Consider the following 537-nt stretch of genomic DNA (forward strand, 5'->3'; position numbering starts at 1 on the left):
ACCGTCACCACCGCTATCAAGGGTGTGACCGGTGGCGAGCATTTCGAGAACCTGGTCCCGGGCACTGCGGCGGTAAACACCACCGTCACCGATACTCCGGGTACCGATAACACCACGACTGTCACACTGACTGCACCAAGTGCTGTCAACGAAGGTGGTCAAATTACGTACACCGCCACGCTTTCCAACAAAGCGGGCACTGACGTCACTTTGAAGTTGGATAACGGCTCGTCGATCACTATCAAGGCCGGCGATACCGTCGGCACTGTGACCGTGCCTGCACCTACCGATGATGTGTTCATCGACAAGAGCACCCAGACGGTCCAGATCACTGACGCTTCTGGCGGCAATTTCGAGAAGTTGGAAGTTGCGGGCAATGGTGCGACCACCACGATCAATGACACCATCGATAAAGTCGATGTAGTACTGACCGCTACTACCACCGTCGGCGAAGGCGGCAACATCGTTTACACCGCCAGCCTTGTGGATAAAAACGGCGCACCGGTGACTAACATCACCAACCCGCTGACTGTCACT

General features: G+C 55.9%; 1 protein-coding gene. It reads left to right on the plus strand.

Annotation, left to right across the window (positions count from 1 at the left end; all coding sequences use genetic code 11):
- The coding region (locus JH25_RS29390; RefSeq protein ID WP_032878520.1) for an immunoglobulin-like domain-containing protein at positions 1 to 537 on the plus strand (537 nt) is incomplete at both ends.

Origin of the sequence: Pseudomonas sp. BRG-100, assembly GCF_000737955.1 — a bacterium.
Taxonomy (GTDB): Bacteria; Pseudomonadota; Gammaproteobacteria; order Pseudomonadales; family Pseudomonadaceae; genus Aquipseudomonas; species Aquipseudomonas synxantha_A.